Source organism: Bifidobacterium sp. ESL1118 (assembly GCF_058505595.1).
In genome coordinates this window covers 1,505,631-1,531,820 of record NZ_CP196371.1, presented here as the reverse complement: position 1 = coordinate 1,531,820, position 26,190 = coordinate 1,505,631, and the positions used below count along the sequence as shown (strand labels likewise).

The following is a 26,190-nucleotide window of genomic DNA, read 5'->3' as shown; positions in this document are numbered from 1 at the left end:
GGTGCAATAGTGACGACGCCAATGGTGGCTACGCCAGCAGGGAGCATGCCAGGAGCATCACCGGGTAGAAGGCGTAGAAGGCCCATTTGATGGCGGTATTACGGTAGCCGAGCTTCCCGTTGCGAAAATGCAGGAGTACTACGCCAATTGCTGGTGTGACGCCGAACAACGCGCCGACGAGACCAGCAGAGAACAGCATGGTGGTTTCGTGGGCGCTGGAAAAGTAGAAGATCAGGCAGAAGGCGAGTGTGAGCGCACCGAGGTTGAGGAACTGCTGACGTACACCGATGCGTAGGATGAGCATCCACACGAATCCTGCAATGCTCGCGACGATGCAGATGGTGCGGCGCTGGGGTGCCGGCCGCGTGCGGGCCCAGCGGCAGATAGCCAACACAATCAGGCAGATGAATACGGCGAACACCGGATTCTGCGAGGAAAAATCGAATGGCTTGCCGCTGGTGGCAAGGTCATAGGGCACTTCCGTGATGAGTGCAAGCACCAGCAGCCGAACACCATAGACGGTGATGTTCCTGCTGTGGCGCACGCCTTCCACCAGAGCCCAGGCGTAGAGCGGGGTGGCGGCCCAGGAAGCCACTTCGCACAGCACCATGAGTGTCAGACCGGCCATGGAGGTGCGATCAAGGCCGAAAAGACTTGGCAGCAGCGTTGTGCCGGCTGTGCCCAATATCAGTAATACGGCGCCGATTATTTTAAGACTACAGATTGTCAGTCCGCGGTTCCTGCGGCTTGCCTTCCGTTCCTCACTGTGAGTGGATACGTCATTGTCTGTGCTCATTTGCTCTGTGTGGTTCATGCGAAAATGAATGCCTCCAAATCGTTCCAATCGGGGCCCGGCCCGTCTTCGCTGTGATCCGTATGGTGCGAGTATACCGCTTGAGCGGGGTGCACCGGGTCTTCCGTGGGCGAGATGGCGGTGTTGAAATATGCTCCGTCTATGCCGGTTGCCCGCGCGCCGACAATATCGCACGCTACGTCATTGCCCACCATGAGCGCGCGGTTGGCGGGGCAGGAGCAGAGGCTTAGCGCCTTCTGAAAGAGCTCGGCTGCCGGCTTGCGTACGTGCTCCGCGCTCGAGATGACAATGTGGTCGAAGCTGTGGCTCAGGCCGAGCTGTTTCAACTCGGGAAGCGTATAGACCTCTTGGGCGTTGCTGACGAGCGATACGTGCAGCCCGGCGTTGCGTAGTTCGGCCAAAGCGGCAACGGCTCCTGGGAATGCGCGAATCATCCGGCAGCTGGATTTGCGAAACACCCATGCCGCTTGACGGGCGGCTGCGTCGTACGTGGATGGGCTTTGGGCTGCGTCCGCACCGCGTATATTTGCCGAGGCGCTCTCGCCACTCCAGCCGTCCGCCAAGAGCGAGCGATAGACTGGCAGTAGGTCGGGCTCGAAATATTCACTCCGTCCCTCGGACTGCGCCTGCGTGAGGGCGGCGAATCTGGAACGCAGCAGCGTGAGCGATTCGTCCGTGCTACGGGGGAGCGCATCGCCAGGGCGGCGTGCCTCCAGAAAGTGCAGCAGTTCCAGCCAGGAGGCATCGGATTGCTCGTCGGTGCGAATGTCGACGAGCGTGCCGTAGAGGTCGAACATGATGCAATCGTACTTGTTTGAGCGCCGGCTTAGCCGTTTGGCTCCATGCCGGAATGCCATATCTACGCCAAAGCCGGTCGCCGCTTTCGGTGTTGAATCTTCAACCATGCTCATTGCCGCTTGCCTTCCTGCTTCAGGCCTGTAGCACGGCGAAGCTCTGTGTGCCGAGCGACAGACTGGTGCCTTGCAAGGAGACCTCGCCCAACGTGAGCAGGTTTTTGAAGCCTGCGGCCTCTGGCAGCGGAACCGTCTCCCCTTGCGTGCCGGGGTTGAGCGCCACGATGAGCCGGTCGCCGTTGCCCTCACGAGTCGGGTCGCCGGTGCGCTCGAAGACAAACGAACGACCGTCTGTCGGTGCCGCAAGTACGGTGAATCCTGCATCGGCATCGAGTGCGGAGCTCTGGGCGCGCAAGGCGAGTAGTGCCTTTGTCCAATTGAGCAGCGAGTCCGGGCGAGCCTCCTGCCGCTCGACTGTCGCATCAGTCTGCGCGCCTTCAACGGGCAGATACAGATCTTTGGGATCGGCGGAAGAGAAACCAAGGTTGCTGCCGTTCGTCCACTGCATGGGCGTGCGGCTGCCGGTGCGGGCGAAACCGCCTTCCTTGGTCTTCAACGCCCTATAGTTCATGCCGATTTCGTCGCCGTAATAGACGAATGGCACGCCCGGCATCATCAGCAGCATGCCGTAGGCCACCTTGCGCTCGCGTTCGGAAAGGCGCGGGGCCATGCGAGGTGTGTCGTGGTTGCAGGTGATGAAGCAAAAGTAGCCGTGGTTGGCTTGCGAGTCGAGGTATCGGGGCAGGTATTCCTTGAGGAAGTCGGTGATGCTGCCGCCGCCGTCCGCCGAGAAGTAGCTGAGATCCTTCCCGCCTCCCAAAGTGTCATCGGTGTTGCGTGTCAGCATGTTGTAGCCGTTGGGGTTGCCGTCCCAGCGCCAGTCGAGGTAGAAGTCCATGTCGAATCCGGCTTTGAGCGATTGGCCGGGCACGCCCCATTCCGAGACGAACGCCGATTCGGGATAGTCGTTTTTGACCACTTCGAACATCCTCTGCCAGCTCTTGATGGTTTCGGGCTTGTCGTCGCCGTCGTTCTTGACCAGCGAATTGGCCATGTCCACGCGGAAGCCGTCGCAGCCGAGATCCAGCCAGAACTCCATGATGCCGACCATGGCCTGCCGCGTGGCTGCGGGCGCAGGGGAGTCAGGGCTCTGCTGCCATGCACGGTCACGCTTGGCGAAGCCGTAGTTGAGTGCCGGCTGGCACTTGAAGAAGTTCAGTATGTAGGCGCCGTCGCGTTCGCTCTCGCCACCGATGAACGGCATGGAATAGCCTTCCATGGCCCCTCCGGTCCAGATGTAGCGATCGGAGAATTCGTTGGGCCCGGCCTCGCTGCTGCGTGTGAACCACTCGTGTTCCTCACTGGTGTGGCCGGGCACAAGGTCAAGCAACACGTGCATGCCGCGCTTATGTGCCTCCTTGAACAGCTCTTCCAAGTCGGCATTGGTGCCGTAGCGAGGTGCCACCTTGCGGTAGTCGCGCACGTCGTAGCCGGCGTCTTTGAACGGAGAGTCGAAGCAGGGGTTGATCCACAGCGCATTGCATCCCAGGTCCTTCACATAATCCAGTTTCGAAGTGATGCCGGCGATGTCACCGATGCCGTCGCCGTTGGAGTCACAGAAGCTCTGTGGGTAGATTTCGTAGAACCTGGCTTTGCTCAGCCAGCTGGGTTGTGTCGATCTTGCGGTCATTGCTCTCCTTGTCGTCAGTGTGGTTGCTACGTCTGCTGTCCGTCGTCGGCGGAGCGTGGGCATGGTGCCTCAATGCTATGTGTTACTGGACATCATAATGCAAACGCTATCAAAATGTATCAATGAGATGTTGTATTTCTCAGATTTCGTGTTGTGGATTCTTTGAGAATCGTCCATCATATAGGTTTGATACCTACAGAAGCATGGTCTTAGTTGGCAGTTTTGAGGGTGCGCCACACTGATACGGGAACCTTTTTGCATACGTTTGCAAAAAGGTGTACTATCTGGGTTTAGACATCGAGGGCCGGTGCATTTGCCCACCTCGAATGCGCTGAAGTAATTATTGTCATCAATTAGATACAAGGAGGTCGAAGATGACAGGTGCAAAACGAATCGCGGGAGCGGGTCTGGCATTGGCGCTGATGATTGGGGTCTCGGCATGCGGGTCAGGCTCGGATGGTGCGTCCGGCGGCAAGACCCAGGATGCCAAGCTTACGGTGTGGAGCTCTTCCGAGGACCAGGCAAAGTCCGATTCCTGGCTGCCCACCATGGAGCATGATTTCCAGAAGGAGCACCCCGAATATAAGATTACGTGGAAGAACTCCGTGGTTGCCGAAGGCGACGCAGCCACGACCGTCAAGCAGGATCCTTCGAGCGCTGCTGACGTTTACCTCTTCGCCAACGATCAGCTGGGCCTTCTGGTTCAGGCTCAGGCCATCGGCGAGCTGAGCGATGACGGCATGGCCCAGGTCAAGAAGCAGGACGACGAGTCCATGATCAAATCGGTGACCGGCGAGGACGGCAAGGTCTACGGCATTCCTTACACCGGCAACACCTGGTTCATGTATTACAACAAGTCCAAGTTCTCCGCCGACGACATCAAGTCGCTCGACACCATGCTCTCCAAGGGCAAGGTTTCGTTTGACCTTGGCAACTCCTGGTATCTGCCTGGCTTCTATCTTGGCGCAGGCGCCACGGTGTTCGGCAAGGACGGTGACAAGAAGGCCGATGGCATCAAGCTCGGCGACCATGCCACGGATGTTTCCAAATACCTCGCCAAGCTGATGACCAACCCCAACTTCGTGCTCGACAACAACGGTGCTGGTCTTTCCGCTTTGAAGAACGGCACAGCGGACGTGCTCTTCAGTGGCACCTGGGATGCAGACAATGCCAAGAAGGCCCTTGGCGACAACTATGCGGCAGCCGTCCCTCCCAGCTTCACCACTGACTCGGGCACATATCCGATTGCTCCGTTCGCCGGTTCCAAGGCCGTCGGCTACAACCCGAATTCCAAGAGTCCGAAGGTTGCCGCACAGTTCGCCCAGTATCTGGGCAGCACCAAGGCGCAGAAGGCGCACTACACCATGCGTTCCATTGTTCCCTCCGATGGCTCGCTCTCATCATCCGTCAAGTCCGATCCTGCAGCCAAGGCTCAGATGGACACCATCTCGACCGTGGCTAGAGTGCAGTCCACATTGCCTGGCATGGGTGACTTCTGGGATCCTTGCGATAACTTCGGCAAGGCTCTGACCAACAAGGAGGTCACCGTCGACAACGCCGCTCAGAAGACAGAGAGCTGGGCTGCCGCTTACAAGAAGTAAGATCCGCCGTCCGGGCGCTGCTGCATTGGCCTTGTGGCCCGTTGCGGCGCCCGTCTGGCATATTGATTGTTGAAAGGTGTAGTTTATGAGTGAAGCATCGTTGGCTCACGCGCCTGCCAAGAGGCGGCGCAAGGGCCACGTCGGTGACGTCCCGCCCTCGCCGTATTCGGCGCGCCGGGCGTGGGCCGACGGTGACGTGGTCACGCGTCTTTCGTTTGTGATTTTCGGGTTGGGCAATCTGGCTCGCAAGCAGATTGGCAAGGGCGTGCTGTTCCTGCTGTGCGAAGCGGGCATCATCGCTTACCTCGCCGCAAGCGGCGTGAAGAATCTTTCCAAGCTCTCCACGCTCGGCACAGCGAAGCAGACCAAAGTAAAGGTTGACGGATTCTGGGTCTACAAGGCCGGTGACAACTCCGTGCAGATCCTTCTCTACGGCGTCATGGCCATCTTCGCCATTCTGCTGTTGGTGTTGCTGGCGGTGCTTTCGGCCCGCAGCGCCTACAAGGCGCAGGTGGTGGCGCGTGGCGGCGATCGTCCGGCAACGTTCCGACAGGACCTGCACGAGTTGACCGACACGAACGCGGCTGTTGGCCTGATGACCCTGCCGACGCTGGGTATCGTGTTGTTCACGGTTCTGCCGCTTGTGTTCATGATCTCCATGGCGTTCACCAGCTACGACAAGAACCATACGGTGCTGTTCAGCTGGGTCGGTCTGAAGAACTTCGGCAAGCTGTTCAGCTCGTCCACCTCCAGCCATGACATCAACATCCAGATGTTCCTTTCGGTGCTGGGTTGGTCGTTGGTCTGGGCCTTCTTCGCCACGTTCCTCAACTTCTTCCTAGGCATGTTCATGGCCATGATCATCAACCGCAAGACCACGCATTTCAAGGGTTTCTGGCGTGCGTGCTTCTCTATGTCGGTGGCCGTGCCCCAGTTCGTCTCCTTGTTGGTGATGAACACCATGCTCCAGCAGGACGGCGCAATCAACCGTCTTCTGATGAGCTGGGGGCTGACGAGCGGCCCACTGCCGTTCCTTTCGGATGCCACCTGGGCCAGGGTCACGGTCATCATCGTGAACCTTTGGGTCGGCATCCCCTACACCATCATGCAGATCACGGGCATCCTGCAGAACATCCCCGCCGACCAGTACGAGGCTGCCATGCTCGACGGAGCCAACTGGTGGCAGCGGTTCTGCGCGGTCACCATGCCCTACATCTTCTTCGTCATGACCCCGTACCTCATCACCACGTTCACAGGCAACATCAACAACTTCAACATCATCTACCTACTCACCGCCGGCGGTCCAACGCCGGTCGGCCAGTCCGCAGGCAAAACGGATCTGCTCATCACCTGGCTCTACAAGCTCACGGTCGATAAATCCCAGTACAACCTCGGAGCGGTCATCGGCATCCTGACGTTCATCGTGCTCGCCACGGTCTCGCTGATTACCTATCGCAGCTCCGGTTCATACAAGAACGAGGAGGCATTCAATGAGTAACGATTCACAGGTCTCCAAGGTCGGCTTCTGGCATGATCAGCGCAAGCGGCGCATCGTCGGTGACGTGTTTACGCACATCTTCCTGGCGATCATGGCCGTCATCTGGCTGGTGCCCATCGCATGGGTGCTGCTCGAAAGCTTCAACAAGGATCCCTCCCCCTACCAGGAGACGTTCTTCCCACGTCAGTACACGCTTGACAACTTCAAGCAGCTGTTCACGCAGACCGATGTGCTGAACTTCCCGCATATGTTCCTCAATACGTTCGTGATCGCCTGCTGCTCGTGCGTCATCTCGTTGTTCCTGCTCATGTCGGTGGCGTTCTGCATGTCGCGCCTGCGTTTCCGCGGTCGCAAGGCGTTCATGAACATCAACCTCGTGCTGGGTATGTTCCCCGGCATCATGTCGGTGATCGCCATCTATTTCATCCTCAAGACCTTCGGGCTCACCCAGGGCAAGTGGGTCATCGTGGCCCTGATTCTGGTCTACTCGGCGGGGGCCGGCGCGGGTTTCTACGTCATGAAGGGCTACATGGACACCATCCCCAAGTCACTTGACGAGGCCGCTTACCTTGATGGTTGCACCAAGTGGCAGGTGTTCACCAAGATCATCATCCCGCTGTGCAAACCCATGATCGTCTACCAGACCATCAGCAGCTTCCTGAGCCCGTGGCTCGACTTCGTCATGGTCAAGGCCATCGCTCGCACGCAGGACAACTACACCGTGGCCCTCGGCCTGTGGCAGATGTTGCAGAAGGAATACATCAACCAGTGGTATGCGCGCTTTGCCGCGGGTGCCGTCTGTGTCTCGATTCCGATCGCCATCCTGTTCGTCATCATGCAGAACTTCTACCAGGAGTCTGTGACGGGCGGTTCCACGAAGGGCTGAGCCATTCGGCTGGCAGATCGTCGCCCCACCACCTCACGTCTGGATGGTGGGGTGACTTTTATGCCTATCAGCGTTCTTGAGCGCTCGTTGTGTGCGTGAGTGCATCCAAAACCAAACGCACCAGAGAGGAAATCATGTCAATCACACCGTCATCGAATCGTGGCTCAATGCCGTCCGGCGATTCCGCCGTCGATTCAAGCGGATATCCCTATTATTCCGGTCCGCTCGGAGTATGTCTTGAACAGAGCTCCACGGTGTTTACGGTGTGGGCTCCCACGGCTTCCTCAGTGGCGGTGCGGCTTTTCGGCGCAGGGCTTGGTGGCGGCGCTGAGGCTGTGATTGACCTTCAGCCGGGGAAGAGCGGCTCATGGAGCGTGTCGATACCGAGACGTTTGGATGGCACCTACTACGACTATGAGCTGGATTTTCCAGACGGCTCTCATACGTCAACGCCTGATCCCTGGGGCAAGGCCAGCGGTGCCAATGGTGTGCGCAGCATGGTCGTGGACTTGGTGGCAACCGATCCGGAAGGTTGGAGCGCTGACCGGTCGCCATCCATTCCCAAACATTCCGCGGTGGTCTGGGAGACGCATATTGGGGACTTCAGCAACGATCCTCACAGCGGGATCCCTGCGGAGCACCGTGGCAAATACGCCGCGTTCTGCGATGAGGGAACTTCAGTGGATGATGCCGGCCTTTTCCCCACGGGGGTCGACTACTTGAAGTGGCTCGGTGTCACGCATGTTCAGATCATGCCGTTCTATGACTATGGTTCGGTCGACGAGACTCGGCCTGGAGGCTATAACTGGGGCTACGACCCCGTGGCCTACGATGTGCCGGAAGGCTCGTACAGCAGCGATCCGGACGATGGCGCATGCCGTATTCGTGAATGTAAAGCCATGATCGCCGCATTGCATCGTGCGGGGCTTCGCGTCATTATGGACGTGGTCTACAACCACATGTACACCGCTGCCAACTCCTTCGAACTCATGGTGCCGGGCTACTTTTGCCGACGCAATGCCTCGGGTGCGTTGACGGATGGATCCGGCTGCTCCAATGACATGGCCAGCGAGCGGCCGATGTTTGGTAGGTTCATCGTGGAATCCGTGGAATATTGGGCACGTGAATATCATGTGGACGGCTTCCGCTTCGACCTTATGGGGCTCATCGATGTGGAGACGATGAACCGCGCCAGACGTGCACTTGATGCTCTGCCGGATGGTGAAAGCATCCTCATGTACGGCGAGCCGTGGGTGGCCAATGCGCAGGAAACCAAAGATATTGCGGTGCCGTTGGCATGGGGCAGAGGATTGCATGGCTTGGATGGCGGCATCGGCTGGTTCTGCGACGGTACGCGTGACGCGCTCAAAGGCAGTGTGATGGATGAGAAGGCCTGCGGCTTTGTCAACGGGGAGGCCGCTCAGAACGCCCCGGCGATTCGATCCGCGGTAAACGCGTGGCGCGGCACGGATCGCGAGCCGAAGGCGGCTGGCCAACTCGTGCAGTATGTCTCCGCTCACGACGACCTCACCTTGTGGGACAAGCTCTGCCTGACTATGCGCTCCCGGCCTGTTGAGACTGATTTTGATGCTTGGCAGAAGGATGGGGTAAAGACAACGGAGTCCGGTCGCCCAAGTGACGAGTCCATTGCCATAGATGGTGCTGGAGGTGCTGGCGACATGCTTGCAGCCAATGCCATTGCAGCGGGGTTGGTGTTCGCTTCTGCAGGTATACCGTTCATGCTTTCCGGCGAGGAATTCGCGAGGACGAAGTTCGGGTGCTCGAATTCCTTTGATCGCAGTGCGGCTTTGAACCAGTTGGATTGGCTGCGAGCGCAACGCATGGCACCATTGGTTGGCTGGTATCGCAAGCTTATAGCTCTGCGCAAGGGTTTTCCGCAGCTGTTTGACGGACGGCGTGAGGTGCTTGCATCGCCCGATGATGTCGTGGCGTTTATGGTGCCGGCAAACGGCAAGAGCGGACGTAAGGGCAACGGCACCGGTGATGGCGAGTTTCTGCAGGATTCGGAGCGGTTGCGAGGGGCGCTGGTCATTGGTGCCAACCCCGGCGGTGACGATGCGTCCTTCAAGCTGTTGATTGATGGGGTGCCATCCTGTGGAAGATTGGTGGAGGACGGAACGGTTGCACAGTCATCTGTCGCTTCGGCTGCTGCTGCGGCGGTAGTCCCTGTGGCGCGGAAAGGCTTAGCAGCCCGTCTTCTCGCCGATTCGGCTGCTGCGTTGACTGGTTTGGAAGCTGATTCAGCCGTCTTATTGGAAGACCGGACTTTGGCTGCAGGGCTGACTCTTGAAATTCCAGCGAGATCGTTGAGGGTCTGGGAAATCGTCTGACGGCATCTGGCGTTTCGTTGCATTCGTCCCAACGTTTTCAGTGATGGCTTGCGGCGTGACTGAAGATGGGTTATGCCGGGCAGATTTGCAGCAGTCGCGCTATAGTCGAGGTATGAGTAATTACATTACGTCGGGCAATGGTGCATCCTCGCCAGGTTACTTGGTATTGTTGAGACATGGGCAGACGGTTTGGAGCATGACCGGTCAGCACACCGGTCGGGTTGACTTGCCGTTGACTCTTGAAGGCGAGCGTCAGGCGATTGAGGGCGGCAGACGGCTGCATGAGGCGTTTCCGCATGGTTTTGATTCTTCGGACGTCGTGGTGAGTCCGCTGAGCCGTGCGCGTAGAACGGCTGAATACGCCGGGTACTACGATTACCGTACCTCCGACGATCTTCTTGAGTGGGATTATGGGCATGCGGAAGGCCGCACACGCGACCAGGTTCGGCAGATGGCTGGTTGTCCTTGGCGATTGTGGATCGATGGACCTGAGGCGCTTGGACCGCGGATGGGTGGCGCGTGGAGCGCCCGGTTGCCTGACGGCCAGCAGGTTTTGGTGCCCAACGGTGCCGGAGAAGCCATCGAACAGGTGGCCTCTCGCACTCGCAGGCTAATCAATGAGGTGAATCAGAGTCTGACGGCGGGACGTAATGTCCTGCTTGTGGCGCATGCACATGTGCTGCGTATCCTCACCACCCAGTGGCTTGGCATAGATCCTCACCAAGGACGATTGCTTCGCTTCGATACCGCCCATTTCTCGGTGCTGAGCTACTACAAAGGTGACCGTGTCATCGATCGCTGGAATCTTTAGTCGGCGGTTCCTTTTGATGATGGTGCGCCGACTACAGATATTGTGCATACTGGTTTTGGTCACGCTTGATGAGCGAAATCAGACAAGGAGCCAGACGGTTTCATCCTGTGGCAGCTTGCCTTCGTAGTTAAGCTCGCCGGATGTCAGAATGACCTCGCCTTCGGGCAGTGCGGCCGGCTCGGCGCCGAAGTTGGTCACCGAGACGAATCTACGACCAGACTTGTCAGTGCTTGGACGGCTGTAGGCGATCACATTGCCTCCCATGTCCATCCATTCGAAGCTGGACGTGTCTCCGGTGGCGGTGAGCAGCTCAGCGCGCAGGCTCAGAACGCGACGATAGAGCGCAAGCATCGAGGTGCTGTCATTCGCTTCTTTGTCTGCGGCGAAGTCCTTGTACCACAGTGGCTGGGGAAGGTGGGGGTCGGCGCTCGCGGTCCCGTCCGGTCTTGTGACGGGGGAGAAGCCGAACGAGGCTCCGGTGCCGAAGGCATCGTTCCATTCGGCGGGCTGCGGTTCGTCCGATGCGGTCCATGGCAGCGGCACGCGGCAGCCGTCGCGGCCTTTGTCGGTGAAATTCTGGGCGGTGCGGAATGGCGTGGGGTCCTCCAAGCGGTCCCAGGGGATGTTCGGCACCTCGAAGAGGCCGAGCTCCTCGCCCTGGTAGATGTAGACCGAGCCGGGCAGGCCGTTCTCCATCATCACGGCGGCGCGTGCGCGTTTGGTGCCGAGTTCACGGTCCTCGTGGTAGGTGGTGCCGTCGCGCATGAGCCAGTCGGTCGCAATCTGGTGCGAATCCGGCGCGGGTACCTGTGGCAGGCCGTAGCGGGTGGCGTTGCGGGGCATGTCATGGTTGCTCATCACCCAGGTCGCGGTGGAACCATCGGTGTGGGCCGCGGAATCTAGGCCGTCGAGGATGGCGGTGCGCATGTCATCCACCTTCCATTGTGCGCCTGAGAACTGGAAGTTGAACACCTGGCCCAATTCGTCGGGGGATGCGTAGAGGTGCTGATGCTCCGGGGTGACCCAGGCCTCGCCCACGGCGAATCGCGGCGGGTTGTATTCATTGAACACCTGGCGCCACTCCTTGTAGATCTCATGGACCTCAGGACGATCCCACATGGGGTTCTTACCTTCGAGCACATCCTGCCTGTTGTCCTCAACGGTGTATTCACGGCCGAGCACCTCAAGCGATTTGCTTTCGAAGTCCTTGGCCAGGCCGTGAGCCACGTCGATGCGGAAGCCGTCGGTGCCATGGTCGCTCCAGAAGCGCAGGGTCCTCCTGAACTCCTCGTGCACATCGGGGTTCTTCCAATTGAGGTCGGGCTGCTCCTTGGCGAAGATGTGGAAGTACCACTGGCCGTCGTCCACGCGTTCCCAGGCGGAGCCGCCGAACAGGGAGCGCCATTCGTTGGGCGGCAGCTCGCCGTTCTCGCCGCGCCCTTCGCGGAAGATGTAGCGGTTGCGTGCCGCAGAGCCGCGGCCGGCCTTGAGGGCCTCCTGGAACATGGGGTGCAGATTCGAGGTGTGGTTGGGCACGATGTCGACGATGACCTTGATGCCGGCCTTATGGGCCGCCTCAACCATCCGGTCGAAATCATCCATGGTGCCGAGTCTCGGGTCCACATTGCGGTAGTCCGCCACGTCGTAGCCGCCGTCTGCCAGTGCGGAAGGGTAGAAGGGGGAGAGCCACACCGCGTCAATGCCGAGGGTCTTCAGATAATCCATTTTCTCGGTGATGCCGGCGATGTCGCCGATGCCGTCGCCATTCACGTCCTTGAAGCTGCGAGGGTAGATCTGGTAGACGACCGCCTGCTTCCACCAGTCGTCGCGGGTATTGTTTTTTGTCATGAGTTCCTTCCTTGCATCTCACTATGTACTTGAGCGTGGTATGCATGATTTAGCATGTTGTGATTACGTTGTCATTGTAAGACAAAGCATAACATAAAATGCAAGAAAATAGATTTATCTTCTAAATAATGCAAAAATCTGAAAGCGTTTACAAACAATTGTCGTACTCACATGGAGCTCGGCTGTATTTGCTTTTGGGAAATCGGTTTTTAGGCTTTGCGATATCCCTATTTGACTCCGACTTTCAGCGATGCTGTACTACTGCGGTTTTGTTATCTGACGTTTGATGGTTGCGGAGCCGAAGAGCTTGAGGATCGAAAGATCACCTTCGGTTCCACCTCTTTGCGCACCGGGGAGTTCAGCTTGCCGCAGACGGCGTCCAATACGAGCCGGCCGGTTTCGGCGCCCATGGCCACGGGGTCCTGATGTACACAGGTCAGTCCCGTTTGCCCAGCCAGTTCCATGTCGTCGAATCCGGTGACGGAGATGTTTTGCGGAACCTTGTAACCAAATCCCTGTAGTCGGCTCAGAATCGGTAGCGCCAGAGAATCCTGCACGCAGCATATAGCTGTCGGCATGTGGCCGAGTGCGAAAAGCTGCGTCAGGGCATCGTCGACGGGATTTTCGTTTTCATTTACACTGATCACGATTGGTTGTATCCCGGCGTCCTCGCAGCCCTCCGTGAATCCCTTGGCTCGCAGATTGGCGCTGAAATGCAGAGCGTTCTCACCGTTTTGAGTTTCGCAGAAGGTGACGAATGCGATGTCGGTATGCCCCAATGATGTCAAATGGCGCGTCATCAGTCGCATTGATGTTTCGTCGTTGATGCAGATCGAGACCCCAAATGCCTCATGTGGCATGGCGTTGATGCCTGCTACTGGTACGTTCATGGCGTTGAGACGTTCTGCTTCGGAACGCTCGATGTCGAATGAGGAGACGATGACGGCATCCACGTTACGGCGAATGGGGAGGGTCTCGAAGAATTCATGGCGATCCTTGGCGCTGTCGATTTGGTAGAACACAATGTCATAGCCGGCCGGCTGCAGCACTGAGTTCAGCCCTTCGTAGATGTGGGCGTTGAACCAGGATGATGACCGATCGTTGATGAGCAGGGCGACGCGAAAGGTCTGCCCTGTCTGGAAGATCGAGGCTGAACGGGAAATGGAGAAATTGAGTTCCTTGGCCGTAGCCAGCACGCGATGGCGGGTTTTTTCTGCCACAAGCTCAGGATGTTTGAATGTACGTGAAACGGTGGCAATGGAAACGCCCGAGCGTTGAGCCACGTCTTCGATATTCGCCTGCATGATGTCTCCCCGATTGATCGATACATAGGATTTTAGTTCATATCATTGTTTTGGACAAAGTAACTTCCGTCTGAAACTTTTCGGGAATTAAGGTTGAGCTGAGATTACACTAGAATAACGCTGCGAATAATATTGCATTGCTGATAGTAGCCGTAGGTGACATTTCTTCGGGCAATTTCGGTTTATTCTCGCTATGACTACTATTTTTGATGGTGCTTATCCAGGGTAGGTTAGAACGCATGGGAAAAGTAACACTTCAGGATGTGGCAAAGGCTGCCGGAGTTTCCACGGCGACGGTGTCTTGGGCTGTGAACGACAATCGTAGTGCACGTATTCCGGAAATGACGCGTAAGCGGGTGCGCCAGGTGGCTCGTGAGCTTGGATATCGTCCTAACGCCCTGGCAAAGGGGTTGGCCCGTGGCTCGTCTTCGCTGATTGGATTTATTGGCAATGACGTCGCCACCACCCCCTTTTCCGGGCAGGTGATTCGGGGGGCCCAGGATGAGGCCTGGAAGAACGGCAAGATATTGCTCATAGTCGACACTGATGGTGAGCGTTCAATAGAGGAATCCGCCTTTGATTTCATGATGGAGCATCAAGTAGAAGGCATCATCTATTCCTCTTGGGTTCATCAGGAGGTTAATCCGCCAGTCGCTCTGCAGCCGGACCGGACGGTTCTGGTCAATTGTTTCAACAAATATCATGATTTTGCATCGGTGGTGCCTGATGAGCGACAAGGCGGTTACACCGCAACCCGGCTTTTGCTGAGGCAAGGGCACAGGCGAGTGGCGTTTCTTAATGATGCCAAACGTACGCCCGCTTCGGTTGGGAGGCTGCATGGGTATCGTCAGGCGCTCGATGAATCCGAGATAGCGTTCGATTCGTCATTGGTCATCAATACCACTGCTGACCAAGAGGGCGGTTATGGTATGGCGGATGCCTTGTTGGCGTCTAGGGCCACGGCGGTATTCTGCCACAATGATCGATTGGCGATGGGGCTTTATGATGCCCTGCATGAACGTGGCATCAGGATTCCTGAGGACATTTCGGTTGTGGGGTTCGACAATCAGGAAGTGATATCCGCGCATTTGCATCCTGCTCTTACGACAGTTGGTCTCCCGCAATATGATTTGGGGGCAATGGGTGTGCGTGTATTGATGGATTTGATTAATGCGGGCTCCAGCCAAACTGGCAAGCAGAATATGAGTGATACGGTGGTTAATGCAGGCAATCACAGATCGTGGCAAGTGGCTTGCCCGGCTGTGTTGCGAGAATCGATTCGTCCGGTTTGACAAAGTGAAAACAAGTGCTATATTCTATCTTAGACATTTGCTTAAGCGATTAAACATAGTTGTAAGAACGGATGTTAGGTAATTGTTGGAAACGTTGGCGGCTAGAATGCACTGGCTGTCTGACGTATTAGTGTGGCAAATTAGCCACATGGAAAGGCTGCGATGAAGCTTTACTATCAGTCGCCGGGTACTTGGTTTGGTGATTGCATGCCATTTGGAAAAGGCGATGAATTTTATCTTTTTCACCAGCGGGATACGCGTAATCCGGACATTATGAGCGAGCCGTTCGGATGGGATCTTGTGACAACCAAAGATTTCGTTCACTATACGGATTGCGGTGTCGCTGTGCCACGAGGCGGGGATGACGCCCAAGACCAGTTTGTGTTTGCCGGGAGCGTGTTTGAAGCCGAAGGTGAATATCACATTTTCTATACCGGCTACAATCGCGACTACCCGGAGCTCGGCAAGCCCTCTCAGGTTTTAATGCATGCTGTCAGCAGCGATTTGCGTCATTGGCACAAGACCAAGGATAAGTTGACTTTCGTGCCGCAGCCTGGCTATGACACCGGTGATTGGCGCGATCCCTTCGTGCTCAGGGATGAGGAGAATGGTGAGTATCTACTGATCCTTGGCGCTCGTTTGCAAGGCCCCAAGCATCGTCAGACCGGGCGAACCGTGAAGTTCGTATCAAGGGATCTCAAAAACTGGACCTTTGCGGGTGATTTCTGGGCGCCGGATCTCTTCACCATGCATGAGATGGTGGATTTGTTCAAGATTGGTGACTGGTGGTACCACGTCGTTACGGAATACTCCGATAAGCACGGCATGGTGTATCGGATGGCAAAGAGTTTGGATGGGCCGTGGATCGCTCCTGATGATGATGCCTTTGACGGCAGCAATTACTATGCTGGTCGCACCTTTGCCCTCAATGGCAAGCGTGTGCTGTTTGGTTGGGTCGGTACCAAGGAGAACGAGCGGGACAATGGTAATTTCGAGTGGGGTGGTACTTTCGTTCCTCACGAGATTCATCAACGCTCCGACGGAACCTTAGGAGCATACCCTGTCGATACGCTTTGGTCCGCATTCAACGACGGGGAGCGTTTGGACGATGTGGATGTCGACACTTTCGGCAAGCGTGAGAATGTTGTTTTGGCGCGGGACTGTGGGGATCTGTTTGCCTTTGAGGCGGATGTCACTTTCGAATCCGGAACCCGTGATTTTGGTCTGCGGCTGTTGCATGATGAAGACAGCGGGCAGGGTTATCAATTCAAGTTTCCTGTGGCGCAGAATCGTTACTTGTTCGAAGGTACGCCGAATGAGCCGTGGTTCACGGTGATGAATATAGGTCTGGAACGTCCTATCGCGCTTGAAGCTGGTCATAAGTACCATATCCAGCTTGTTTTCGACGACACCATCGCCACCTTGTATGTGGACGGTGTGGCGTTGAATGCACGACTGTATGCACATCCGGGGGATTGCCTCGATGTGTTCGTCACAGATGGTTCCGTCCATGTCCAAAATGCAGTGGTGCATAGAGGATTAAAAGGCTGAAAGAAGGTGAGAACAAAGAATAGTAAATACGGTCTATTATTTTTTCGTTTCTGCTTAAGCGAATAAGCAGAATTGAGCAAGGAAGTTCAAATGAGAAAGAACAAAGTTGTGAAAACCGTCTTGGCCTCTGCCGTGGCCCTATGCACATTGTTGTCACTGGGTGCATGCGGCAGGCAGGCCGGGTCTTCGAATGCTGTGTCAGACAAGGACGCACTGCAGAAAATCGATTCGGCTCCTGCAAAGGGTGATCTGACGATGTGGGCCATGGGGGACGAAGGGCAGGTCATGCCTGATTTTGTCGCCATGTTCAAAAAGGAGAACCCTGACGTCAACATCAAGGTCACCAATTTGCCATGGTCCAGTTATCGCGAAAAATTCCAGACCGCAATAGCCTCTGGCACGGGGCCGGATATTTCGATGTCGGGTAATGCCGATCTTGCTGCGTTCGCCAAGATATATTCTCCCGCTCCCAGTAATTTTGGTCTCAGCGATATTCCGGCTTCACTGCGCGCCATCTCCAATGTCAAGGGCAAGCAGATTGCCATTCCTTTCTACGCGGATCCCCGTGTCATGTTCTATCGCACTGACATAGCCCAGAAAGCGGGCTGGAGCAAGCCGGCAACAACTTGGGACGAATTCCGGCAGATGGCCAAGGACATGCAGAAGGTCGATGGTGTCGAGCACGGCGTATACATCGCTGATTCCGGCACTGATTGCTTCCAGAACTTCCTGTATTGGGCTTATTCCAACAAGGCTTCGCTGCTGAATAAGGAAGGGACCAAATACACCGTGGACACTCCCGAGTTCAAGGGCGCACTGAACTACACCACGTCGTTGTTTAAGAACGGCATTGCAGATAAGAATGTCGATACGGAGACGGGTTCGGATTCCAAGCAGTTTGTTTCCGGCAAGACACCGATCATGTTTGGTGTTCCAAACACGGTTAAGCAGTTGAAACAGGCTGGCGGTGACGGCTTCGAATCGAAGTTCGCAACCGCTCCTTTGCCTAAAGGAAAGACATCCACATCGTTTGTCGGTGGCGCGAATATGACGGTTTGGAAGACGTCCAAGAACAAGCAGGCGGCTTGGAAGTTTATCCAGTGGTTGCTTAAGCCACAGACGCAAGTCAAGTTTTTCAAGGCGACAACCGATTTGCCTGCCTCCACTAAGGCGGCGCAAGACCCGGTATTGATGAATGACCCGAAGATGGTTCCATTCACCAAGCAGGTGAAGGATGTGAAGTCGGTGCCGTTCACTACAACGTACCCTCAGTTCATGATTGCTGCCGATAAAAGCTTTGAGCAGATAAGCAAGGGGCAGGTCAATGTGGATCAGGGATTGGCTGATCTGCAGAAGCAGGCTGATTCGTTGGGGACGGAGAACTGAACCAATGAGAAAAGCCAAAAGTAGTGTGGATGCCACATCGGCATCAAGTTCCCTGGGCGTTCTGCGCAAGCACAGGACTTTGGTTGCATGGGGATTCTCATTGCCGTTCCTCATTGTTTTCATTGTCTTCATGTTGGTGCCTTTGGTGTCATCGCTTCTGATGTCCTTCACGGATATTGGTGCGACGGATGTCCAGACGCCGTTCAATGTCAATTTTGTGGGTCTGGGGAATTACGCGAAGCTTTTCACTGATCCACGGTATTGGAATTCGATGCGTGTCACTGCCATTTTTGTTGTCATCGGCCTTCCGCTGACGATTCTTGTGGCGTTGGCACTGGCTGTGGCTCTGAACAAAGGGTTGAGAAAGGTCAATGCGTTCTTTCGCGCCCTGTTCTACGCCCCAGTCGTGGCCAGTACCGTAGCGGTATCAGTGTCTTGGCGCTACATTCTCCAAAAGGAGGGGCTACTGAATATCGCACTGTCGTGGATCGGCATTCAAGGGCCGGACTGGCTCCATGATACAAGGTTTGCGCTTCCTGCGTTGATTGTTATGACGACGTGGAGGAACGTGGGCACCTTGATGATTATCTTCATCGCAGGTCTCCAGGCCATTCCCGAGGATGTGCTCGAGGCCGCCTCTATTGACGGGGCGTCCGAATGGAGGAAATTCAGGAGCATCACTTTGCCGCTGCTACGTCCGACACTGCTTTTGGCCGTCGTCATGCAATCGGTCTCCTATCTGCAGTTCTTCGATGAACCATTCGTCATGACGCAGGGAGGGCCGTTGGATTCGACAATGTCTGCGTCTTTCTATATCTATCAAAAGTTCGGGTTTGGGCAGTATGGAATGTCATCGGCTGCGAGTTACGTGCTGTTCTTCATCATCGCATTGGTCAGTTTGCTGCAATTCAGACTGATGCGGGAGAAAGATTGAGGAGGCCAATATGTCGAATGCAATTGCGATTGAATCCGTAAACGATAATAAGTCTTCCTTGTGGAGTCGCTTTCGCAAGGCGCATGGCATAACCTATGTTGTGCTTTCTTTGATTGCGCTGTTTTGGGTGTTTCCGTTTGTCTGGATGGTGCTCGGCGCCTTCAAGACACAAAGGGAAAACATGCAGATTCCGCCGACGTTTTTGCCAAAGCAACCTGTTTTGAGCAATTTCGAACGGTGGTTCGGCCAATTTGGGTTCGGCACGTATTTTGTCAACAGCCTGATTGTCGCCGCCGTCACGATGCTCGGGAATCTGGTGTTCTGTTCCATGGTTGGCTACGCCTTGGCAAAGATCGATTTCGCTGGCAAGAATCTGCTGTTTGGGATGGTCATGATCACATTGATGGTGCCAAGTGTCGCCACATTCGTTCCCCTCTTTGTGGAAATCACGAATCTGCATCTGCTCAACACCTATGCATCACTCATCCTGCCGTTCCTGACCCAACCTATTGGAGTGTTCCTGATGCGTCAGTTCATGATGGGCATCCCTGATGCCCTGTTGGAGGCTGGGCGTATCGATGGTGCCGGTGAAATCAGGATTTTCTTCCAGATCGTGCTACCGCAGTGCAAGCCGGCAATGGCCACACTTGCGGTGTTGACGTTCCTTTCGAGCTGGAACAACTTCCTGTGGCCTTTGGTCGCGGCTCAGTCAAACAGCATGTATACGCTGCCAGTGGCTCTTTCGTTGTATTCCACAGGCCAGAACGCGACGGACTATAGTTTGCTGCTTTCCGGTGCCGTACTGGTGGTGGCTCCGATTCTATTGCTGTTCATCTTCCTGCAGAAGTACTTCATTCAAGGGGTGACGATGACGGGTATCAAGTGATTGCTTGAAGGCGATTGCTGTGGTCGTGCATGATGCCATATGAAGGTTTTTATGATGATTCGAAGTGATTTCAGTTTCGTCTAGAGATTTTTATATGGCATCATGTGCTGTTTGATGTTTTCATGGAAAAGTTCGAAGATGAATATCTCTAATTCTGTAAGTGTGCCGATTCGTGATCATGTTGCTGAGTTGCGGCGTGCCGAACGTAGTGTGCATGGGCTTGTCCGTGGGCGTAGGGATCGTTGCTATCCAAAGTTCCATATAGCTTCCGAGGGAGGCCGGATTAACGATTCAAATGGGTTATGCTATTATGCCGGTCGTTGGCATGTGTTCTATCAATTAAACCCATTCGGAACGTAATGGGGATCGATGCATTGTTTCGGTAATGGGACTGTGGGCCGAACTTCTACGCCCCACAGTCAATGGAAACCGATGGCAGACGAATTATGTATGGGTGGGTGAGTCCGTTCTCAAGCCATGTTCCGATGCAGGCGGATGGTTGGTGTGGGCAACTGACGTTGCTGCGCGAGGTTTTCTTGGGTGACGATGGCGATTACACACTGTTCCGGTTCATGAAATCAATCAGTTGTGCGCCGATGAGTTCGATTTCGAGCCTTGTTTGGTGGGCGAGAATAGTGAGATTGTAATTCGAGAGGACGTTGAGGCGGCGCGGATTAATTTGAGCATGGATCTTAAGCATTCGACCGCAGAGCGTGCAGGATTGAAGGTTTATGCGACCGGCGACGGATCATATACGTATATAGCTTATGACGCTCAGATAGGCGGAGTAGTTATTGATTGGCAGGACAGTAGACAAGGCAAACGAGGCTATCGGGTGGCGGCTCTTAATGCTGAAGAACTTGATGCGGATGAATTGAAGCTTCAGGTGTTCATCGATCGCGGTTTGGTGGAAGTGTATGTCAATGATGGGCGTCAGGTGCTCACTGCATACAAGTTATCCTGGATCTGGACGTCGTGCCGTAAAACTTGTCAGCGAATCCGGTGTGTTGGCGATTTGGCAATTGGACATTTGCAATATGAACAGCATCGGGTTGGATAAAGTTGATGAAGATTAGATTCTAACATCCAGCTGTCGGTGCTGTCATCATCTGATATCCAATTCCTGGTGAATTACCCTTGTCGCACTATACTATCAGCAGGAAACATTGATTGAGCAATCATGGGGAAGTATGAAATAGGGAAAGGCAAGCATTGGTTATGGAGCACAATTCGGTGAATTTGTCAAAATCTGATAGAGCGAACAACCCTGATCCAAACCCACAGGCCGACTATGTTCCTGACGGCGACGGCGCGGGCGTTCGTCTTGGCGGTGTGCCCAACGCTCGCGGTATCGGTGGCTATCCGACCAAGGATGGCCACAAACTCCGCAATGGCTTTTTCTTCCGTTCTGCGGGCCTCAACTTCCTCGGCGATGATGGCTTGGAAGACTTGCGCCGTCTAGGGATTAAGGAGGTCATTGACCTTCGCGATCCGGCTGAAGCCAAGCTCTGGCCTTACACGTTGCCTGAGGATATCAAAGTTGAGAACGTTCCCCTCATCAAGCCTGAAAGCATGGGTGTTGATCCCGCTGCGGCTATGAAGGCCGGCAAGAATGCCAGCGGTGACTCCCAAGAGGCCAAAGCCGCCAGAGATGCGGCAGGCAGTATCGACATGGCCCAGATGTATCACGATATTGTTGCTGGTTCAGGCAGAGAGATTGTCTCGATTCTCAAGAGGCTGCTGAGTGATGATGGGCGCCCGATGCTTATTCATTGCACTGCCGGCAAGGATCGCACCGGCATTACTTCGGGCATCCTCATGAGCCTGCTCGGTGTGAACGACGACATGGTGGTCTCCTGCTACGCGCGCTCCGGTGCCAATTTGGGTAAGTCGTTTGCCGATGCGGTGGTGGGTGGACTGGAAAGCGACAAGGATGGAGCAGCTCAGGTCTCGGCGGCGCAGACCGCCGCGCTCGCATCTCCGCCCCAGCTCATGCGCGGTGTGCTCGTTCAGTTGCAGCAGGACTATGGTGGGGCTGAAGGCTACTGCCTAAAGAATGGCATGACTGCTGAGGAGATTGCTGCCCTTCGGCACCTGTTCGTCGAGTAGACCTGATGGTCAGGTTCTTACACAAGGATTCGAAAGGTGTAGGAATAACTGGTCACCGTAGATATGGTGCCGCTACTATTTTCGACATCTGATGTCGCTTTTGGTAGCGCGATGTGACTAAGCACGCCAGTTGTCATTTTTGTCATACTGCGGAACAACACAATTTTGGTTCGTCTCCTCGATTCGATTCGATTTGCCCAATCCGTCATTTCGTTTTCACTTCTGGCGAGCTTATTTCTTCGTTTGGTTGCGCTAAGCTTGACTCCATACGTACCAGTGAGGTATCTGGAGCAAAGGAAAGGCAAACAATGGCAGAAGCTACTGCAAACATCGGAGTCATCGGGTTGGCCGCTATGGGCTCGAACCTGGCGCGAAACCTTGCGCACCACGGCAATACGGTGGCGGTCTACAACCGTCACTACAACCGCACCGAAACGTTGATGAAGGACCACGGCACCGAAGGTAACTTCGTACCCTCCAAGACCATCGAGGAGTTTGTGGCATCGCTGAAGAAGCCGCGCACCGCCATCATCCTGGTCAAGGCAGGCGAGCCGACCGATGCGGTCATCAACGAGCTTGAGGCCGCCATGGAGCCGGGCGACATCATCGTCGACGGCGGCAACGCCTACTTCAAGGACACCATCCGCCGCGAGAAGGAAGTGCGCTCGCGCGGTTTCCACTTCGTGGGCTGCGGAGTCTCCGGCGGTGAAGAGGGCGCCTTGAACGGTCCGTCCATGATGCCTGGCGGCACCGATGAGTCTTGGAAGACCTTGGGGCCGATTCTGAAGTCCATCGCAGCCAAGGCCGACGACGGCGAGCCCTGCGTTACCCACATCGGCGAGAATGGTGCCGGGCACTTCGTCAAGATGGTGCACAATGGTATCGAGTACGGCGATATGCAGGTCATCGGCGAGGCCTACGACCTCATGCGCCGAGGCCTTAACATGACCCCAGATGAGATCGGCGACCAGTTCAGCGAGTGGAACAAGGGTGAGCTCAACTCCTACCTGATGGAGATCACTGCCGACATTCTGCATGAGAAGGACAAGAAGACTGGCAAGCCTCTGGTCGACATCATCGTCGATCAGGCCGGTATGAAGGGTACCGGCACTTGGACCGTACAGACCGGCCTGACCTTGGGCACGCCTGTCACCGCCATTGCCGAGGGCGTGTTCGCCCGTGGCCTTTCCGACCGTGTGACTCAACGTGAAGAGGCTCAGAAGCAGCAGTTGAGCGGCCCGGACGGCACAATCGACCTGACCGGTGAGGCGCGCACTGCCTTCATTGAGGACATTCGCCAGGCGCTTTACGCTTCGAAGATCATCTCCTATGCTCAGGGCTTCGAGGAGATCAGCGACGGTGCCAAGGAATATGACTGGAACATCGACCTGGCGGCTGTGGCGCGCATTTGGCGCGGCGGCTGCATTATTCGTGCCCAGTTCCTCAACAAGGTCTCCGACGCGTTCGAGTCCGGCGAGGCCAAGGTCTCGCTCATGTTCGCCCCATACTTCAAGGATGCCATCGACAGGTCTCAGGCTGCGTGGCGCCGTGTGGTGGCTAAGGCCGCCGAGGTCGGCATTCCTACGCCCGTGTTCTCCACCTCGCTCGCATACTACGACGGCATGCGTTCCAAGAGGCTGCCCGCCACCATTATTCAGGCTCAGCGTGACTTCTTCGGGGCGCATACCTACGGCCGTGTGGACGAACCTGGTGTGTTCCACACCCTGTGGGCCCAGGAAGGCCGCCCCGAGGTCAAGCAGTCCTGAGCTCATGGTTTTGGCTGTGATATGGCTTCGCCCATGAATGGGTTGTCAAATAACTATTGGGGTCGGATGCATTCCACATGCATCCGACCCCAATAGTTATTTGAGCTTAGCGAAGCTGTTGATTGTGCGCCATCACACCTTGAGCCGGCGAATGGCGAGTGTGGCGGCTATGTCCGAGCAAGGCCAGTAGCGCGGTCAGAATCACTATTGCGGCTGAGTGGCAGGCGCTATTGCAAACCGCTGATTGCGGATGAGCTTCTCTGTTTGGTTGGGAATGTATGATCCCCGCTGCGTTCACCTACAACACGCAGCGGGGATCATACATTCCCATGTGAGGTGGGGTTAGAGCCGCTTGCCCGTGGCCTTCTTACGGCGCAGTGCCAGGACTGTGATGCCGGACAACGCGCACAGTGTCAGCATGCACAGCGGCGCGAGTGCGGTTGAGCCGGTGTTGCTCAAGGTGTCATTGGCCTTCTTGGCGGTGCCGGATGTGGTTCCGGTTGGTGCGTTGGATGGTGCCGTGGGCTTACTCCCTGGAGTCGTCGTGGATGCCGGGGTGCCAGGAGTTGGCGACTGCTGTTGATGCCACTGGGCATACAGTGTCAGGTCGCTATCCGGCATGGTGAGGTTTGCCTTGTCTTGATAGGCGGAGCCGGTGCCATCGGCAGCGGTGTTCCAGCCGATGAAATCATAACCGGTGCGGACAAGGGAGTTGGCGGGCAGAGTGATGCTGTCGCCTGTGATTTGGCCTGTCATGTCCGGCATGGTGCCGGTGCCGTCGTTGGCGTCGAAATGCACGGTGTGAGTGTCTCTTGTCCAGATCGCGTTCAGCGTCACGTCGTGGTTGGGCATGGTGTAGGTGTCGCCCGCCTGATAGACAGTGTTCCCGTCCTTCCATCCGGCGAACCGCTCACCATTGGGCGCGGTCATGCCGGTGGAGCCCGGCAGGGTTGGCTTGTCGCCTTCGTGCAGCCTGCCGATGGGGTTCACGCTGCCGGTGCCCTGGCCGGCTGTGAAGCTCAGCGTGTATCGGGGTGCGGAGCGGTATTCGGTTGTCTCGGTCCTGGGTGTCTTGCTGGCGTCGAAGATGTCCTGGAACGGCCCCGACCATGTTCCCGTCCAGTTGCCGGATTGGTCGACTGCCTGCCAGTCGAGGTTCGCCTGGCCCGTGGCTCCGACGGCGTTGATAGGGCTTACGCGGGTGTCTGCCCCGACGGTGACGTCGTTGAGCTTGGGGGTATTGACGAATATGTTGTTCATGTCGGTGACGTTGCTGGTGTCGAAGCCGCCGATGTCGAGGCTGGTCAGGCTGACGGTGTTGGCGAACATGCTGTTCATGTCGGTGACGTTGCTGGTGTCGAAGCCGCCGATGTCGAGGCTGGTCAGGGCGCGGTCAGAGGCGAACATGCCGTTCATGTCGGTGACGTTGCCGGTGTCGAAGGTGGTGCCGAAGGTGATGTCGGCCAGCTTGCTGTCGCCGTTGAACATGGCTGTCATGTCTGTGACGTTGCTGGTGTCGAACCCGATGAGGTCGAGGCTGGTCAGGCTGCTGTCGGCAAGGAACATGTTGGCCATGTCGGTGACGTTGCTGGTGTCGGTGAGGCTGAGGTCAATGTCGGTGAGGGCAGTGTCCATAGTGAATATGTCACGCATGTTGGTGACGTTGCTGGTGTCTAGGCTGGTGAGGTCGAGGCTGGTGAGAGCGTAATCGTCACTGAACATGGCCCGCATGCTGGTGGGCTTGACGTTGGCGAAGTTGGTCAGGTCGATGGTCTTCAAGGCGGGCATGAAATTAAAGAGATTGTCAAAATTCATTGATATGGCCGGCAGAGGGCTGTCCGCCACGAATTTGGTGACTGAGTTGTAATCCCCAGAGGCATCGGCTATGGCACTGGAGAACGATGATGGTCTGTTGGAGGTGATGGACTGCAGGTTGGTGGCGTGCAGCACGCATTCGTCGCCGTCCTGGGAGATGTGCCAGGTGAACCCGAAATGTTTATTTGGGGTGCCGCTGACCGGGGTGCAGGTGGCCGCCCGCGTCCCGATGCCAGGCCTGGCCTGCGGGATGGCCGGCTGTTGCGGAACTGTAGATTGTTGCAGTTTGGTCACCTGCTGTGGCTTGGCCGACTGTTGCGAGACTGCTGACTGCTGTGGCTTGGCCGGCTGACCTTGGGTGGTCGCGCCTCCGATGGTCTCGGCGCTGGCAACGCCTGTCGATGCCATCGGTATGCCGAGCAGCATCGCCAGCGATGCGATGGCACCTACTGTCGTTCCGATGGGATTGTGGCTTTTGCGCACATGGCGCAGGTTATGAACCTTCATGATTGCCTCCTCTGGTTTCTCGTACCGCGGTATTTCAGTGAAAACATATCGTGCAACGTACGAAATCATGAAAAATGTGATTTATAACACTTTCTGTGACGCTTCACATCGTAGTTCGGCATACAGATTTTGGCCCTGCGCGGAACCATGATAACGGCATTGTTGATGGAGGTCGATATCCCTCGATTCGAATGTTGGGATTATCTGTGTGTTCTAGATATGGCGTTGCGTCGGTTTGCAGGTCTTTGTCTAGGGTGCTTTTGGCATGTGAATGTGTGATCCCCCGT

21 protein-coding genes are annotated in these 26,190 nt (G+C 56.1%); 15 read left to right on the top strand and 6 right to left on the bottom strand.

Going from position 1 to position 26,190, the window contains the following annotated elements; genetic code table 11:
- Positions 1-28: 28 nt before the first annotated feature.
- From ACSYSS_RS06135 to ACSYSS_RS06125, 3 genes are read right to left on the bottom strand one after another with little or no spacing between them, the layout of a single operon-like run.
- Entirely contained in the window at positions 29-796 is a 768-nt protein-coding gene (locus tag ACSYSS_RS06135) for a TraX family protein (RefSeq protein ID WP_491703162.1), read from the bottom strand.
- A 14-nt stretch (positions 797-810) separates the two neighbouring features.
- Positions 811-1,725: an HAD family hydrolase gene (locus ACSYSS_RS06130; protein WP_491703161.1), complete on the bottom strand. Its 915-nt coding sequence runs from the start codon at positions 1,723-1,725 to the stop codon at positions 811-813.
- Positions 1,726-1,744: 19 nt separating this feature from the next.
- Positions 1,745-3,358 (bottom strand): alpha-amylase family glycosyl hydrolase, encoded by a 1,614-nt coding sequence (locus ACSYSS_RS06125; RefSeq protein ID WP_491703160.1) that lies wholly within the window; start codon positions 3,356-3,358, stop codon positions 1,745-1,747.
- Positions 3,359-3,732: 374 nt separating this feature from the next.
- Between ACSYSS_RS06125 and ACSYSS_RS06120 the strand changes: the two genes are divergently transcribed.
- From ACSYSS_RS06120 to ACSYSS_RS06100, 5 genes are all read left to right on the top strand, one after another.
- On the top strand, positions 3,733-4,959 hold the full coding sequence (locus ACSYSS_RS06120) for an extracellular solute-binding protein (protein ID WP_491703159.1): 1,227 nt from the start codon (positions 3,733-3,735) through the stop codon (positions 4,957-4,959).
- 85 nt (positions 4,960-5,044) lie between these two features.
- The gene (locus tag ACSYSS_RS06115) at positions 5,045-6,457 is read left to right on the top strand and encodes a carbohydrate ABC transporter permease (protein ID WP_491703158.1); all 1,413 of its coding nucleotides are present in this window, start codon (positions 5,045-5,047) and stop codon (positions 6,455-6,457) included.
- Positions 6,450-7,343 carry a sugar ABC transporter permease gene (locus ACSYSS_RS06110; protein WP_491703157.1) on the top strand — a complete coding sequence of 298 codons (894 nt, stop codon included), beginning with the start codon at positions 6,450-6,452 and terminating at the stop codon, positions 7,341-7,343. The genes ACSYSS_RS06115 and ACSYSS_RS06110 overlap by 8 nt, the downstream gene beginning before the upstream one ends.
- 134 nt (positions 7,344-7,477) lie before the next feature.
- Positions 7,478-9,694, top strand: a complete 2,217-nt coding sequence (locus ACSYSS_RS06105) for an alpha-amylase family glycosyl hydrolase (RefSeq protein WP_491703156.1) — start codon at positions 7,478-7,480, stop codon at positions 9,692-9,694.
- Positions 9,695-9,806: 112 nt separating this feature from the next.
- On the top strand, positions 9,807-10,505 hold the full coding sequence (locus tag ACSYSS_RS06100; protein WP_491703155.1) for a histidine phosphatase family protein: 699 nt from the start codon (positions 9,807-9,809) through the stop codon (positions 10,503-10,505).
- A 78-nt stretch (positions 10,506-10,583) separates the two neighbouring features.
- On the opposite strand, the gene ACSYSS_RS06095 is transcribed toward ACSYSS_RS06100, so the two are convergent.
- On the bottom strand, positions 10,584-12,353 hold the full coding sequence (locus ACSYSS_RS06095) for a glycoside hydrolase family 13 protein (RefSeq protein ID WP_491703154.1): 1,770 nt from the start codon (positions 12,351-12,353) through the stop codon (positions 10,584-10,586).
- A 272-nt stretch (positions 12,354-12,625) separates the two neighbouring features.
- The gene (locus tag ACSYSS_RS06090; protein WP_491703153.1) at positions 12,626-13,657 is read right to left on the bottom strand and encodes a LacI family DNA-binding transcriptional regulator; all 1,032 of its coding nucleotides are present in this window, start codon (positions 13,655-13,657) and stop codon (positions 12,626-12,628) included.
- A 239-nt stretch (positions 13,658-13,896) separates the two neighbouring features.
- Here ACSYSS_RS06090 and ACSYSS_RS06085 point away from each other — a divergent pair, with 239 nt between their 5' ends.
- From ACSYSS_RS06085 to gnd, 10 genes are all read left to right on the top strand, one after another.
- On the top strand, positions 13,897-14,949 hold the full coding sequence (locus tag ACSYSS_RS06085) for a LacI family DNA-binding transcriptional regulator (protein ID WP_491703152.1): 1,053 nt from the start codon (positions 13,897-13,899) through the stop codon (positions 14,947-14,949).
- Positions 14,950-15,111: 162 nt separating this feature from the next.
- Positions 15,112-16,500 carry a glycosyl hydrolase family 32 gene (locus ACSYSS_RS06080; protein ID WP_491703151.1) on the top strand — a complete coding sequence of 463 codons (1,389 nt, stop codon included), beginning with the start codon at positions 15,112-15,114 and terminating at the stop codon, positions 16,498-16,500.
- Positions 16,501-16,590: 90 nt separating this feature from the next.
- Positions 16,591-17,886 carry an extracellular solute-binding protein gene (locus ACSYSS_RS06075; RefSeq protein ID WP_491703150.1) on the top strand — a complete coding sequence of 432 codons (1,296 nt, stop codon included), beginning with the start codon at positions 16,591-16,593 and terminating at the stop codon, positions 17,884-17,886.
- A gap of 4 nt (positions 17,887-17,890) precedes the next feature.
- Entirely contained in the window at positions 17,891-18,820 is a 930-nt protein-coding gene (locus ACSYSS_RS06070; protein WP_491703149.1) for a carbohydrate ABC transporter permease, read from the top strand.
- 10 nt (positions 18,821-18,830) lie between these two features.
- A complete protein-coding gene (locus ACSYSS_RS06065; protein ID WP_491703148.1) occupies positions 18,831-19,706 on the top strand; it encodes a carbohydrate ABC transporter permease in 876 nt (291 codons plus the stop codon).
- A 102-nt stretch (positions 19,707-19,808) separates the two neighbouring features.
- Positions 19,809-20,066, top strand: a complete 258-nt coding sequence (locus ACSYSS_RS06060; RefSeq protein ID WP_491703147.1) for a hypothetical protein — start codon at positions 19,809-19,811, stop codon at positions 20,064-20,066.
- A 62-nt stretch (positions 20,067-20,128) separates the two neighbouring features.
- Positions 20,129-20,353 carry a hypothetical protein gene (locus ACSYSS_RS06055; RefSeq protein ID WP_491703146.1) on the top strand — a complete coding sequence of 75 codons (225 nt, stop codon included), beginning with the start codon at positions 20,129-20,131 and terminating at the stop codon, positions 20,351-20,353.
- Complete coding sequence (locus tag ACSYSS_RS06050) at positions 20,329-20,766, top strand: glycoside hydrolase family 32 C-terminal domain-containing protein (RefSeq protein ID WP_491703145.1); 438 nt, start codon at positions 20,329-20,331, stop codon at positions 20,764-20,766. The genes ACSYSS_RS06055 and ACSYSS_RS06050 overlap by 25 nt, the downstream gene beginning before the upstream one ends.
- 179 nt (positions 20,767-20,945) lie before the next feature.
- Entirely contained in the window at positions 20,946-21,815 is an 870-nt protein-coding gene (locus ACSYSS_RS06045) for a tyrosine-protein phosphatase (RefSeq protein WP_491703144.1), read from the top strand.
- Between the two features lie 308 nt (positions 21,816-22,123).
- A complete protein-coding gene (gnd, locus tag ACSYSS_RS06040) occupies positions 22,124-23,581 on the top strand; it encodes an NADP-dependent phosphogluconate dehydrogenase (RefSeq protein WP_491703143.1) in 1,458 nt (485 codons plus the stop codon).
- Positions 23,582-23,923: 342 nt separating this feature from the next.
- Here gnd and ACSYSS_RS06035 read toward each other — a convergent pair whose 3' ends face one another.
- The gene (locus ACSYSS_RS06035) at positions 23,924-25,903 is read right to left on the bottom strand and encodes a BspA family leucine-rich repeat surface protein (RefSeq protein ID WP_491703142.1); all 1,980 of its coding nucleotides are present in this window, start codon (positions 25,901-25,903) and stop codon (positions 23,924-23,926) included.
- Between the last annotated feature and the right edge of the window lie 287 nt (positions 25,904-26,190).

Coding starts and splice junctions, on each gene's coding strand:
- ACSYSS_RS06135 (WP_491703162.1), bottom strand. CDS start 796: ATGAGCACAGACAATGACGTATCCACTCACAGTGAGGAACGGAAGGCA.
- ACSYSS_RS06130 (WP_491703161.1), bottom strand. CDS start 1,725: ATGAGCATGGTTGAAGATTCAACACCGAAAGCGGCGACCGGCTTTGGC.
- ACSYSS_RS06125 (WP_491703160.1), bottom strand. CDS start 3,358: ATGACCGCAAGATCGACACAACCCAGCTGGCTGAGCAAAGCCAGGTTC.
- ACSYSS_RS06120 (WP_491703159.1), top strand. CDS start 3,733: ATGACAGGTGCAAAACGAATCGCGGGAGCGGGTCTGGCATTGGCGCTG.
- ACSYSS_RS06115 (WP_491703158.1), top strand. CDS start 5,045: ATGAGTGAAGCATCGTTGGCTCACGCGCCTGCCAAGAGGCGGCGCAAG.
- ACSYSS_RS06110 (WP_491703157.1), top strand. CDS start 6,450: ATGAGTAACGATTCACAGGTCTCCAAGGTCGGCTTCTGGCATGATCAG.
- ACSYSS_RS06105 (WP_491703156.1), top strand. CDS start 7,478: ATGTCAATCACACCGTCATCGAATCGTGGCTCAATGCCGTCCGGCGAT.
- ACSYSS_RS06100 (WP_491703155.1), top strand. CDS start 9,807: ATGAGTAATTACATTACGTCGGGCAATGGTGCATCCTCGCCAGGTTAC.
- ACSYSS_RS06095 (WP_491703154.1), bottom strand. CDS start 12,353: ATGACAAAAAACAATACCCGCGACGACTGGTGGAAGCAGGCGGTCGTC.
- ACSYSS_RS06090 (WP_491703153.1), bottom strand. CDS start 13,657: ATGCAGGCGAATATCGAAGACGTGGCTCAACGCTCGGGCGTTTCCATT.
- ACSYSS_RS06085 (WP_491703152.1), top strand. CDS start 13,897: ATGGGAAAAGTAACACTTCAGGATGTGGCAAAGGCTGCCGGAGTTTCC.
- ACSYSS_RS06080 (WP_491703151.1), top strand. CDS start 15,112: ATGAAGCTTTACTATCAGTCGCCGGGTACTTGGTTTGGTGATTGCATG.
- ACSYSS_RS06075 (WP_491703150.1), top strand. CDS start 16,591: ATGAGAAAGAACAAAGTTGTGAAAACCGTCTTGGCCTCTGCCGTGGCC.
- ACSYSS_RS06070 (WP_491703149.1), top strand. CDS start 17,891: ATGAGAAAAGCCAAAAGTAGTGTGGATGCCACATCGGCATCAAGTTCC.
- ACSYSS_RS06065 (WP_491703148.1), top strand. CDS start 18,831: ATGTCGAATGCAATTGCGATTGAATCCGTAAACGATAATAAGTCTTCC.
- ACSYSS_RS06060 (WP_491703147.1), top strand. CDS start 19,809: ATGTGCTGTTTGATGTTTTCATGGAAAAGTTCGAAGATGAATATCTCT.
- ACSYSS_RS06055 (WP_491703146.1), top strand. CDS start 20,129: ATGGAAACCGATGGCAGACGAATTATGTATGGGTGGGTGAGTCCGTTC.
- gnd (WP_491703143.1), top strand. CDS start 22,124: ATGGCAGAAGCTACTGCAAACATCGGAGTCATCGGGTTGGCCGCTATG.
- ACSYSS_RS06035 (WP_491703142.1), bottom strand. CDS start 25,903: ATGAAGGTTCATAACCTGCGCCATGTGCGCAAAAGCCACAATCCCATC.